This is a genomic window from Streptomyces sp. ADMS (assembly GCF_033441795.1).
In the GTDB taxonomy this organism is placed as follows: Bacteria; Actinomycetota; Actinomycetes; order Streptomycetales; family Streptomycetaceae; genus Streptomyces.
Genome location: NZ_JAVFVX010000171.1, coordinates 1 through 11,040 on the forward strand (window position 1 = coordinate 1; position 11,040 = coordinate 11,040).

Below are 11,040 nucleotides of genomic sequence, written 5' to 3' on the forward strand. Positions count from 1 at the left end.
AACCCCGACCTGCCTGTGGAGGTGGTCTCCGGAGGCCTGTTCACCGGGTCGCGCCGGGTGCCGGTCCGCGAGTTCGGGTACGTCCAGGGTGCGAACGCCCAGATCGCGGAGCTGACCGGTGCCGAGTTCGGTGAGGCGTACGAGCGGCTGATCGCCGACGGTTCGTTCGTGATGGACTCGGAGGCCGCCGCGCGAGGCGTCGTCGCTCTTCGCCAGGCCGCGCCCGCCCGTGCGACGGAACTGGCCACCGCCCTGCAGTACGCCTTCTACGTCGAGGGCCTCAGCCTCTCCGCCCCGGCGACCTACCGGAAGGTCGCCGAGGAGGCCGGCCTGGACGCCGACGCCGTGGTCGCCGCCTTCGAGGGGTCCGAGGTGCGGGTGGCGGCCGGATCCGATTTCCACCGGGCGGCCTCGCTGGGCGTCACGGGCTTCCCCACCCTTCTGGCGGTCGACGGCGACCGTGTCACCGTGCTGGCCCGGGGCCACGCCACCGCCGACGAGGTCGACCAGCGGCTCGCGACCCTTCGTACCCCCTGACCCCTTCCGTCCCCACCCTCCCCTTCGCCCCGCTCACCCCCCCTTTCCCACAAGGAGTTATCGATGAGCCCGCACTGGCCCCGCAGCTGGTCGTGCCCGGCCACCGTCTGCCCGGCACGGCGGCCGACGCCTCGGCCATCGCCGCCACCCGTGACTACCTGATCGCCTTCGAGGAGGAGCTCGGTCAGGCCGCCGACGGCGCCGCTCTGACCGAGGCGCTGGTCAAGCGCTACCCGGACCACGGAATGCTGATCGCCGCGCAGATCGGTGCGAAGGTCGCCAAGGGCGAGATGAAATGGGGCTGACCATGACCGAGTTCACGACCTCCACCGCCCCCGCCGATGTCGTACGCCGCCAGTACCTCGCCTCCGCCGCGGGTGACCTGACGGCCCTGCGGGCCACACTCGCCCCGGACGTGGAGTGGACGGAGATGGCCGGCTTCCCCCTCGCCGGGACCTACCGCACCCCCGACGGTGTCACCGCCAACGTGATGGAACAGCTCGGCAAGGAGTGGGAGGGCTGGACCGCCCACGACGACACCTACGTCGTCGACGGCGAGAACGTCGTCGTCCTGGCGCGCTACACCGCCGCCAACAAGGCCACGGGCAAGCCGATCGACGTCCGTGTCGCCCATCACTTCGTCGTACGCGGCGGACTGATCGTGCGCTTCGAACAGTTCGTCGACACCGCCCTCGTCCGTGACGCCATGACCCACTGACGCGACGCTGCCGCGCTCGTTTCCCCTCCCGCCGGTCAGGAGGGGGCGCGAGCGCGGCAGCCCGCTCCGCGGGGGGAGTTGCCCGACGCCGGGACCGGCTCGGCCGGGGCGCCGCGAGTGAGGGGTTCTGATCGGTTTCACCTCGGTGACCCTCTGGTTCCGCAGACGGGAGCAGTCTCCGGTCACAAGCAGACGAGTACGGACGCCTCGGGGCCACTAGGTCACAGACCGGGGCGGGCATGACCGGGATGCGCTGAGATGGCTCAATTCATCGCAACCTGTCAGTCAGTTGGGGCCGCCATGAGCGACACGATCACGTCAGGGTCGACCGACGGGGCAGGAGCTGCCGCGCAGGCTCATCGACTGCGCGACGCCCTGAGCCGCGCGAGCGGGCCCGGAGCGGCCAAGGACCGGTTCCGGGGACTACTGGAAGCAGCCCCCGACGCGATGGTCATCGTGGACGACACCGGAACCATCAAGCTCGTCAACGCCCAGACCGAGACCCTGTTCGGCTACCGGCGTGAGGAGCTCCTCGGCCACCGCACCGCGGCGGCCCTCGTCGCCCACCTGCTCGACCCCGACGGCTCGCCGGATCCCCTGCCCGAGGAGTGCTGCGGCGCGGAGGGCTTCCCCGTGCTCTGACCGCGTGGCCCCTTGGAGAGTTCCGCGGCGAACTGCGCGCCGGCGAGCAGCGCCAGGTTCGACAACCACAGCCAGATGAGGAAGACGACGATGCCGGAGAGCGAGCCGTACAGCCTGCTGTAGGCGCCGACTGCCGAGGCGTACGCCGAGAAGCCCGCGGAGACGGTCAGCCACAGCGCGGCGGCCAGCGCGCCGCCGGGGAGGCTGTGCCCGCGTCGGCGCGCGACGGCAGGGCCGGTGTGGAAGACGATCACGACCAGGAGGGCGACCAGGCACAGCAGCAGCGGCCAGCGAAGCAGTCTCCACGCCCAGGCCACGGTGGCGTCCATGCCCAGGGTCCGGCCGATGGCCTCCGCGACCGGGCCGGTGAGCAGCAGCGTGAGCGAGCCGACGAGGAGCAGACCGAGCAGTACGAGCGCGGTGAGCACGATGCGGTGTGCCTTGCGCCAGTTCGAGCGCCGGTCCTCGACGCGGTGCATACGGTGCAGGGCGCGGCGGAAGACGGCGAGATAGCTGGAGGCCGACCACAGCGCGCTGGCCATACCGGTCACGAGCAGCGGCCAGGCCGTCCCGTCCGTGTCCAGCGCATGGGACAGCACGGTGCGCAGTTCGGCACCGGACTCGGCCGGGGCGTAGGCGGTGACGTGGGTGATGAACCCCTCGGCCGTCTCCGGGCTGATCAGACCGAACGCCAGGACCGTCGCCAGCATGGCGGGGAGCACCGCCAGGATCGCGTAGTACGTCAGTGCCGCTGCGTAGTCCGTGATGTCGTCGTCCCACAGCGACACCGGCGTGCGCCACAGCGCGGACCGCCAGGCCGTCACCTGCCACGGCCTGGCGGTCCGCGTCCACGGCCTTGGCCACGTCCAAGGCCGCGGCCACCGGAGCCGACGTGCCGGGCGGACCCTGTCGGGTGCGTCGGGTGCGTCGGGTGCGTCGGGTGCGTCGGGTGCGTCGGGTGGGTCGGGTGGGTCGGGTGGGTCGGGCACGACCGCGTACGGCTCAGCGGACACGGTGCATGCGGTGCGAGGCGGCACTCAGACGGACCCGGGTGTGCGCCGTGTACGGTGCCGCCGCCGTTCCGGCCTCCTCCGTCGCCGCGCGGAGGTCGGGCAGCACGGCGTGCGGGGACGTGTCCGGGGCCAGCCAGACCCGCAGGTCCACCTCCAGCCGCCGACCGCGACGGGGGAGCACCCGGGCGCGGCTGCGGGCGATTCCGGGGAGGGACGTCACGCGGGCGTCCAGTGCGTCGGCCAGTGCCTGGGGGCGCACCGTGCAGCGGGGGGAGGGCAGGGCGAGACGCCGGGCCGGGCCGGGCCGGAGCTGCCCGAGGGCGCAGAGCGCGAACAGCACGGTCAGGCCGATCGCCGCCGCCGTGACGGTGGGAGTCCACCAGCCCTCGCCGCGCAACTGTGCCAGCCGGTCCCGGTCCAGCAGGACAGTGCCCGTACCGGCGCTGGGCCACCAGGACGGCAGCCGGTCCGCGAGGTGGCGGTCCGTGGCCGCGAGCCAGGAGCCCGAGAGGAGGAGCACGAGTCCGACGGCGCCGAGGCCGGCGCGGTTGACGGCGCTATGGGTGTGGCCCATCACTGGTCGACTCCCGGGGTGGATGCGGAGGCGGGCGCGGAGGTGGATGTGGAGGTGGGTACAGGTGCGGGTGCGGGAGTGGATCCGCCGTCGCCGGGTCCCGGCGTGTCCGCCGTCGGGGCGGGACGCTGCCACACCGGCTCCGGCGTGACGGTGACCCGCAACCGGGGACCGCTGCCCAGGAGGCAGCCGGCCAGGGTGTCCCGGGCGGCGGCCGTGACGGCGGTGTGCGCGTGTGCCCGGTCGCCGAAGGCGAGCCCGGCCCGTACGGTGACGCGTCGGCGCCGCAGTCGTACCCGTACCGCTCCGATGCCGTCCACGTCTCCCACCGCGTCGCGGACAAGGGCCTCCACCGCCGAGCGGTCCACTGCCGCGTCGACGTGGGCCGCCGAGGTGCGGACGGTGGACACACGGCGGCGGCCGGGGGTGAGAGCGAGAACGATCATCCAGACGCCCAGCAGGGCCGTCAGCCCGCCCACGGCGACGACAGCCGCGTCGCCGGGCCCGTGCCCGGCCGCCCAGTGCACGGTGGAGGTCCGCCAGGCGGCGGCCGTCCGGTGCCCGAGGTGCACCTTGACCAGGTCGAAGGCGAGCGCACCGCACCCCAGGGCGGCCACCGAGGACAGCAGGGCGACCGGGAGCCGGCGCCGGGTCCACCAGCGCCGGGGCGTACGGCTCCCGCGGGCCTCCGGGACGGCCTCCCGGGCCGGGGACACCGGTGCCGGGGACGACACCAGGGGGTGGGAGGACTTCGGCGGGGCGAGCGCGGTGACGTTGACGCGCGGGGCCGGCATATCGAGGCCCGTCAGTTCCCGGGTGCGTTCCACCACGTGCCGCTGGACGCCCCGCACGGTGTCGGCCAGCGGAGCCGGGTAGGGCAGCGTCACCGCGAGGGACACGTCTGCCCTACCGCCGCGCACGGACGCCGCGGTCCGGACCGTCCGGGCACCGCCTCCGGCGGGCAGCGCCTCGGTGGTCGCCCGCTCGGCGATCCTGCGCACCGCCCGTTCCGAGACGGTGGTGGTGCCCCGCCGCGCGGCGGCGGTCATCGACGGCTCCGCTCGAACACGTCCCGTACGTCGCGGACGCTGCCGCCGCCCTCGACCCACCGGCCCAGCACCCAGCCCAGGGCGCCGAACGCGGCCACGAGCAGGAAGGCGCCGAACCCGCCGAACCAGCCGGCGAACGCCAGGGCCATACCCGCGATCATCCCTACGAACGGTGTGCTCATGCCCATCCACCTCTCACCGGATCCACTCCTGCCCGTGCCCGGACGCGCTACTCCACGCGGGCCTCGGTCGGGCTCGCGGACTCCTCGTCGTCGGGCAGGTGGACGTCGTTGACCGTGATGTTCACCTCGACGACCTCCAGCCCGGTGATGCGCTCCACGGCGGCGACGACGTTCTCCCTGACGTCCTGGGCGACGTCCATGACGGACACCCCGTACTCGACGACCAGGTCCAGGTCGATGGCCGTCTGCCGCTCGCCCACCTCGACCTTCACGCCGCGGCCCACGTTGGGCCGGCCGCCGGGCACGCGGTCGCGTACGGCGCCGAAGCTGCGCGAGAGCCCGCCGCCCATGTCGTGCACACCGGGGATCTCGCGGGCGGCGATGCCCGCCACCTTCACGACGACGACGTCGGCGATCGATGTCCGGCCTCGGTTCGCGGCCGGCTGGTCGGCTCCCGCCGTGCCCCCGGACACGGCCGTCGTCGTCTGAGGCGACCTGCCCGGCTGCGGGGTGGAGAGGTCGTTGCTGGCGACTGGTGCGGTCTGCGTGGTCATGGCACGTCCGTTTCTGTCTGGCTTGTTCATGGCTCTGTCCGGTTTCTTGCCTTGGTCCCTGTCTCGTCGTTGATGTGTTCTCACTCCGTCAGACCCGTCCCGGCCGCGTCTGTGACGCGGGTACCCCGAAAAACCTCAGGGCGACGCCGGAGCGGCGCCCTGAATGTGACAGACCGTCAGCTGGTGGGCATCGGGACGGTGTCGCCGCGATCACGAAGCCGCGTCCTCCCAGCCGTCGCCGGAGGGTGATGTGCCAGGCGTGGGGCCCGGGGGCGCGGGACGGCCTGCGAGGACGTACAGCAGTATGGCTCCGGCTCCGGCTCCGGCATCGGCGCCGGCCACGAAGGGCGGCGCATCCGTGGCACCGGTCGAGTCGGGCCTGCCGGGCGCCCCGATCGCGCCGCCGGCTCCGAACACCGGTACGCCCGCCGCATCGGTGCGCCTGGACCCCGGAACCCGGCTCCGGAAGCCGGCCGGATCGGTCGTGCCCGTTTCCGTCACGGAAAAAGGGACTGAATGCGCCCCCACGCGGCATCCGTACGGTGCCCGTCTCCCGAAGTCCTCCGTAACGAGGACGCCGCGACGGTGTCCAACCCGCAGGAGACCGGACGAGAGGAGCCGCCCAGTGGCGGGTGACCGCACATGGAGCGCACCACCGGACACCCGGGCCGACACGGACGACGTCCTGCTCACGGTCCGTGCCGGGGAGGGGGACGAGGACGCCTTCGCGGTGCTCGTGCAGCGGCACGCGCCTGCACTGATCCGGCTCGCCACAGGGCTGCTCGGGACCCGCACCGAGGCGGAGGACGCCGTACAGGACGCCTTCCTCAGCGCCTGGCGGAGGTTGCCGGAGTTCCAGGGGCGCTCCTCCTTCGGCACGTGGATGTACCGGATCGTCACCAACCGCTGCCTGAACGTGCTGCGGGCCCGGAAACCCGTGGCCTCGCTGGAGGCGGCGGACGACGTCCCCGCAGCCGAGCACACCACCTCCCCGGCCCGCATCGCCGAGGCCCGTGACGCGGTCCGCGAACTGCGGGAGGCCCTCGACCTGCTCTCGGCGGAACAGCGGGCCTGCTGGGTGCTGCGCGAACTGGACGGCTGCTCCTACGAGTTCGTCGCGGACGCGGTCGGCATCAGCCAGGAGGCCGTCCGTGCCCGCGTCTTCCGCGCACGCCGTTCTCTGACCCGAACAATGGGGGCCTGGCGATGACCGACCGCACCGACCCGCCGAACAACGCGTCCACCCACGGTGACGACGACGAACTCCTGTCCTGTGGAAGGCTGTTGTCGCGGACCTGGCACGACTGGGAGCAGCCGTCCGCCGGTACCGACGACCACCTGCGGTCCTGCCCGCACTGCCGGCAGGCCGTGAGCGGACTCGACCGGCTTGAGTCCGTGGTGCGTGGCCTGCAGGAGGAGGCGGACACCGCCGCCTACGACGCCGAGCCGCTGACCCGGCGGGTCATGGACGTCGTACGCCTCGAACTGCGTCCGGGCCGCCCCCTGCCCCTCGGTGAACCCGCCGAGGGCCTGTGGATCATGGAGGCGGTCGCGGCCCGCGCGCTGCGCGCGGCGGCCGAGACGGTCGCGGGCGTCCGGGCGGGCTCCTGCCGGCTCTTCGACGCTCCCGCCGACGGCGCCGTCGGCATCCGCCTCGCAATCCACGCCCCGGCCGACGTCCCCCTGCCGGATCTCGCCGCCCGGGTGCGTGAACGGGTGTGGGAGGCCGCGGACCGCGAACTGGGCATGGTCCTGGCGGCTGTGGACATCCGTGTCACCGATCTCCTCCACACCACGGCCGACGACGGCCAGGAAGAAGGTCGTACGCCATGACCGTGCACCACGAGAGCACCGTGCACCACGAGAGCACCGTGCACGCGACGCTCGTCGCGGAACTCGCCACGGCCGCGGAGAGCGTGCCGGGGGTGGCCTTCCTGCGGCCGGGGCTGGCCGACCGGGTGCGCTCCGCGCTGTCCCGGCCCCCTGCGGGCACCGTCGGCGTGCCACCCGCCGGAGTGCGCATGTCCCGCCGGGACGGCGACGGTCCCTTGCACGTCGAGATCCACGTCGTCGCGCTGCGGCGGGCCAGGACCCTGGACGTGGCCCGCGCCGTCCGGGCCACCGTCGAACGCCGCCTGGGCGCACTGGAGTACGCGCAGCCCTCGCAGCCCGCCCCGCAGGTCACCGTGACGGTCACGGGTCTCGTCTGACGCCCGGCCGTCCACACCCCCACCGCGGCTGCCGTGAACCGGCACCCGCGAAGGCATCCGTGCGGGAGGGGACCAGGCCGGGCCTGTCGGGCAGACCGGCCGTAGACCGGGCTCGGCCGTGCAGGACCGTCCGGCCCACCGGACACTCCCCGACCCCGTTCAGCTCAGCCCGGGAACGTCATCACGGCGATGGGAGCCGAGGAATTCGGTGGGAGACCGCCGAGATCCGCCTCCGGCATGGGCGGCTCAGATAGGGGCGTCATGGCCAACTGGGCTCCCTTGCCCTGGAGTTGACTCTCGGAGGGCTCTTCCGTGTGCCGTCTCCGGCCGACGCCTGCTGACGAAGTCGGCCGAGGGGCACCGCGAAGCCGGTGTTCCGGTACTTCGCAGTCGTCGTCACTCCCAGGTCATCTCGCCCATGGCGACCTTCGCACCGATCTCGGCGGCGATGACCATGCCGTAGTCCGGGTAGCGTTTGACGAGCGCCGCGGTCAGCGCGGCTCCGTCGGCGGCCTTGGCCAGTTCCTCCTCGAAAGTGAGCAGGTACTCGCGGGTGGCGGTGATGGCGGAGGAGTCCGCGGGAGTGCCGGGCAGGCGGTGGCCGGGCACGACGAGCTTCGGGTTGAGGGCGGCCATCTCGTCCAGCAGCTTGATCCAGGCAGCACGGATCTCCGGGGTGGGGGTGTCCGCGACCCACACATGCTGCTGCTGGAACAGCAACACCCCGCCGAGGATGGCGCGCTGCTCCGGCTGCCACAGGTAGTGGCGGTCCGGCAGCAGGGCTGATCCGCCCTTGAGTTCGAAGCGGTGCCCTTCCAGGGTCAGGCCATGGGTCAGAGGCTTGATCTCCACCAGGCGGGTGGGCAGGTTGGCGCCGAGGTCGGCCCACGTCTTGAGCTTGCTCTCGAAGGTGTGCCGTATGTGCTTGATGACCGGCCGGGTGGCGACGAACCTGGCGTCGGGGAAGGCGTCGGCCAGGGCCTCGGCGCCGAAGTAGTAGTCCGGGTCGCCGGCGCTGATGAACACGGTGGTCAGCTTCTTGCCCGAGTCCAGCACCTCGGCCACCAGCCGGTACCCGTCGGCCCGGGTGAACCCGGTGTCGACCAGGAGCGCCTCACGCTCACCGGTGACCAGAGTGGCCGTCTTGTTCTTGCTGCCGACCGGGAAGTCCAGGTCGAGGACCTTGAAGTCGAGCGTGCCCCTGGGGTGCTTTTCCTTGTGCTGTCGGGCTCCGTGTCCGTCGGTGAGCGGGGTGGCCGACGCGCTGGCCGGGGTGAGGCCCAGGCCGATTCCGGTGGCCGTGAGCGAGCCTGCCGCGAGGAAGTGACGCCTGTTCATGGGCATGTCTAGTGCTCCCTGTTGATGGTGGGGGTGAGTGCGCACGTGAGAGGGCGCCGCGTGTCGGCCTCTCACGTTTTCGCGGTGGTGCTGGTGTGCGGTACGGCCACCCGCACCACCGGGTGCGTGTACGTCCGGAGGGCGTGGTTGATCGTGGTGGCGACGTTCATCGCACGACGACGGTCGGTCCCGGCTGCCCCCGTCGGCCGGACCGGGAAGGCGCCAGGGAGTGGTACCGGCGACGTGCGGGCTCGTTCGCCGCCGTCCCGTTCCTCCGCGACGGTTTCGTCGCGCGGGACGCTGACATCGGCGGCGGAGGTGTTGGAGAAGACGGTGCCGTTGCCGACGGTGGGCCTCACCGTCTTCCCGGCTTGTGTGAGTTCGCCTGTGAGGCGCTGCCACGGCTACGTCATGGCGTCGCGAACCCTGGCGGTGTCGACGAACTGCTCGAAGCGGACGATCAGGCCACCGCGGACCACGAAGTGGTGGGCGACACGCACGGCGATCGGCTTGCCCGTGGCCTTGTTGGTCGCGGTGTAGCGGGCGAGGACGACGACGTTCTCTCCCTCGGCGACATAGGTGTCGTCGTGCGCGGTCCAGCCGTCCCACTCCATGCCGAGCTGCTCCATGACGTGGGAGGTGACCCCGTCGGGGGTGCGGTAGGTGCCGGCGAGGGGGAAGCCGGCCATCTCGGTCCACTCCACGTCGGGGGCGAGGGTGGCGCGCAGGGCGGCCAGGTCGCCGGCTGCGGAGGCCAGGTACTGGCGGCGGACCACCTCGGCCGGGGCTGTGGAGGTCGCGAAGTCGGTGTGCTCGTACGTCATGACGCTCAGCCCCACTTCATCTCGCCCTTGGCGACCTTCGCCCCGAGCTGGGCGGCGATCAGCATGCCGTTGTCGGGGTAGCGCTTGACGAGCGCCTCGGTCAGCGCGGCGCCGTCGGCCGCCTTGCCGAGTTCCTCCTCGAAGGCGACGAGGTAGTCGCGGGTGGCGGTGATGGCCGTGGCGTCGGCCGCCGTGCCGGGCAGGCGGTGGCCGGGGACGACCAGCTCCGGCCGCAGGGAGGCCATCTCGTCCAGCAGCTCGATCCAGACGGAGCGGTCCTCGGGGGTGGGGGTGTCGGCGACCCAGACGTGCTCCTGCTGGAAGAGCAGGACGCCTCCGAGGAGGGCGCGGTGCTCGGCCTGCCACAGGTAGTGGCGGTCGGGCAGTCCGGCCGGGCCGCCCTTGAGCTCGAAGCGGTGGCCTTCGAGGGTGAGGTCGCCGGTCAGCGGGGTGAGGTCGACCAGGCGGGTGGGCAGGTTGGGGCCGACGGCCTCCCACGCCTTGAGCTTGCCCTCGTAGGAGTGCCGGATGTGCTCGATGACGATCGGGGTGGCGACGAACTCCGCCTCGGGGAAGGCGTCGGCGAGGATTTCGGCGCCGAAGTAGAAGTCGGGGTCGCCGTGGCTGACGAAGACGGTGGTGAGCTTCTTGCCCGAGTCGAGGATCTCGGCGGCGAGGCGGTGGCCGTCGGCGCGGGTGAAGGCGGCGTCGACCAGCAGGGCCTCCTGCTCACCGGTGACGAGGGTGGCGGTCTTGTTCTTGCTGCCGGCCGGGAAGTCGAGGTCGAAGATCTTGAAGGAGAGGGCGCTCATGGGGCCTCCTGAAGGGGATGGAAATTCAGTGGGTGGGGGGGTGGCGGTCAGGGCGCGGTGGTCAGTTCGGCCAGTCGCCGGTCGATCTCGTCGGCGGTGGCACGGCCGTGGGCCAGGGTGGCGACTCGGTCGCCGTCGACGGCAAGCAGGGTGGGGAAACCGGTGACGCCCAGCTCGGCACAGCGGTGGAAGTCGTCCGTCGCAGCGTCGTGCGCCTCGGGCGTGTCGAAGGAGGCGACGACGGTGTCGGCGTCCAGACCGGCCTCCTCGGCGACCTTTCGGTAGGTCGCCGGGTCGGAGAGGCTGAGGCCGTCGACGTAGAAGGCCCGCTGGAGGGCGCCGGCCAGTGCCGCTGCACGGTCGGGGGCGGCCCGGCGCAGGGCGATGACGCCGCGCGCGGCGGCCTCGGAGTTCATCACGAACGACCCGTCGGCGATCAGCCGCGCATAGCCCTCGCCGAACTCGGCGCCGGTCAGCTCGGCGATCTGGGCGTTGGCGCCCTGGACGTAGCCGAACTCGCGGATCGGCACCCGGCGAGGCCCGGTGAACAGGCCGCCGGAGACCACCTCGACCGGCAGTGCGGGATG

Annotated in this window: 15 protein-coding genes and 2 pseudogenes; 7 read left to right on the forward strand and 10 right to left on the reverse strand. The window is 72.4% G+C overall.

Annotation, left to right across the window (positions count from 1 at the left end; genetic code table 11):
* From RB628_RS37510 to RB628_RS37525, 4 genes and pseudogenes are all read left to right on the forward strand, one after another.
* Nucleotides 1-537: DsbA family protein (locus tag RB628_RS37510; protein ID WP_318325120.1), on the forward strand; the 537-nt coding region annotated here is incomplete at its 5' end.
* Between the two features lie 56 nt (nt 538-593).
* Nucleotides 594-842, forward strand: a pseudogene (locus RB628_RS37515) (MBL fold metallo-hydrolase); the annotation flags it as partial.
* Complete coding sequence (locus RB628_RS37520) at nt 833-1,255, forward strand: nuclear transport factor 2 family protein (RefSeq protein ID WP_318325121.1); 423 nt, start codon at nt 833-835, stop codon at nt 1,253-1,255. The pseudogene RB628_RS37515 and the gene RB628_RS37520, both read left to right, overlap by 10 nt.
* Before the next feature lie 363 nt (nt 1,256-1,618).
* Nucleotides 1,619-1,792, forward strand: a pseudogene (locus RB628_RS37525) (PAS domain-containing protein); the annotation flags it as partial.
* On the opposite strand, the gene RB628_RS37530 reads toward RB628_RS37525, so the two are convergent.
* The 5 genes from RB628_RS37530 to RB628_RS37550 form a co-directional block, all read right to left on the reverse strand.
* Nucleotides 1,768-2,721: a YihY/virulence factor BrkB family protein gene (locus tag RB628_RS37530; RefSeq protein ID WP_318325122.1), complete on the reverse strand. Its 954-nt coding sequence runs from the start codon at nt 2,719-2,721 to the stop codon at nt 1,768-1,770. The pseudogene RB628_RS37525 and the gene RB628_RS37530 sit on opposite strands and share 25 nt — an antisense overlap.
* A gap of 178 nt (nt 2,722-2,899) precedes the next feature.
* Entirely contained in the window at nt 2,900-3,484 is a 585-nt protein-coding gene (locus RB628_RS37535) for a hypothetical protein (RefSeq protein ID WP_318325123.1), read from the reverse strand.
* Entirely contained in the window at nt 3,484-4,533 is a 1,050-nt protein-coding gene (locus RB628_RS37540) for a DUF6286 domain-containing Asp23/Gls24 family envelope stress response protein (RefSeq protein ID WP_318325125.1), read from the reverse strand. Before RB628_RS37540 ends, RB628_RS37535 begins: the two co-directional genes overlap by 1 nt.
* Nucleotides 4,530-4,715: a hypothetical protein gene (locus RB628_RS37545; RefSeq protein ID WP_318325126.1), complete on the reverse strand. Its 186-nt coding sequence runs from the start codon at nt 4,713-4,715 to the stop codon at nt 4,530-4,532. The genes RB628_RS37540 and RB628_RS37545 overlap by 4 nt, the downstream gene beginning before the upstream one ends.
* Before the next feature lie 47 nt (nt 4,716-4,762).
* Nucleotides 4,763-5,269: an Asp23/Gls24 family envelope stress response protein gene (locus RB628_RS37550; protein ID WP_318325127.1), complete on the reverse strand. Its 507-nt coding sequence runs from the start codon at nt 5,267-5,269 to the stop codon at nt 4,763-4,765.
* Nucleotides 5,270-5,894: 625 nt separating this feature from the next.
* On the opposite strand from RB628_RS37550, the gene RB628_RS37555 reads away from it, so the two are divergent.
* From RB628_RS37555 to RB628_RS37565, 3 genes are read left to right on the forward strand one after another with little or no spacing between them, the layout of a single operon-like run.
* Nucleotides 5,895-6,479 (forward strand): RNA polymerase sigma factor, encoded by a 585-nt coding sequence (locus RB628_RS37555; protein ID WP_318325128.1) that lies wholly within the window; start codon nt 5,895-5,897, stop codon nt 6,477-6,479.
* Nucleotides 6,476-7,102 carry an Asp23/Gls24 family envelope stress response protein gene (locus RB628_RS37560; RefSeq protein ID WP_318325129.1) on the forward strand — a complete coding sequence of 209 codons (627 nt, stop codon included), beginning with the start codon at nt 6,476-6,478 and terminating at the stop codon, nt 7,100-7,102. The genes RB628_RS37555 and RB628_RS37560 overlap by 4 nt, the downstream gene beginning before the upstream one ends.
* Nucleotides 7,099-7,479 carry a hypothetical protein gene (locus RB628_RS37565; RefSeq protein ID WP_318325130.1) on the forward strand — a complete coding sequence of 127 codons (381 nt, stop codon included), beginning with the start codon at nt 7,099-7,101 and terminating at the stop codon, nt 7,477-7,479. The genes RB628_RS37560 and RB628_RS37565 overlap by 4 nt, the downstream gene beginning before the upstream one ends.
* Nucleotides 7,480-7,875: 396 nt before the next feature.
* Here RB628_RS37565 and RB628_RS37570 read toward each other — a convergent pair whose 3' ends face one another.
* The 5 genes from RB628_RS37570 to RB628_RS37590 form a co-directional block, all read right to left on the reverse strand.
* Nucleotides 7,876-8,823 carry an MBL fold metallo-hydrolase gene (locus tag RB628_RS37570; protein WP_318325131.1) on the reverse strand — a complete coding sequence of 316 codons (948 nt, stop codon included), beginning with the start codon at nt 8,821-8,823 and terminating at the stop codon, nt 7,876-7,878.
* A gap of 65 nt (nt 8,824-8,888) precedes the next feature.
* Nucleotides 8,889-9,176 carry a hypothetical protein gene (locus RB628_RS37575; RefSeq protein ID WP_318325132.1) on the reverse strand — a complete coding sequence of 96 codons (288 nt, stop codon included), beginning with the start codon at nt 9,174-9,176 and terminating at the stop codon, nt 8,889-8,891.
* Between the two features lie 45 nt (nt 9,177-9,221).
* On the reverse strand, nt 9,222-9,641 hold the full coding sequence (locus RB628_RS37580) for a nuclear transport factor 2 family protein (protein WP_318325133.1): 420 nt from the start codon (nt 9,639-9,641) through the stop codon (nt 9,222-9,224).
* Between the two features lie 5 nt (nt 9,642-9,646).
* Complete coding sequence (locus RB628_RS37585) at nt 9,647-10,453, reverse strand: MBL fold metallo-hydrolase (protein ID WP_318325134.1); 807 nt, start codon at nt 10,451-10,453, stop codon at nt 9,647-9,649.
* Nucleotides 10,454-10,500: 47 nt separating this feature from the next.
* Nucleotides 10,501-11,040 (reverse strand): DsbA family protein (locus RB628_RS37590; RefSeq protein ID WP_318325135.1); only part of this gene is annotated, 540 nt, incomplete at its 5' end.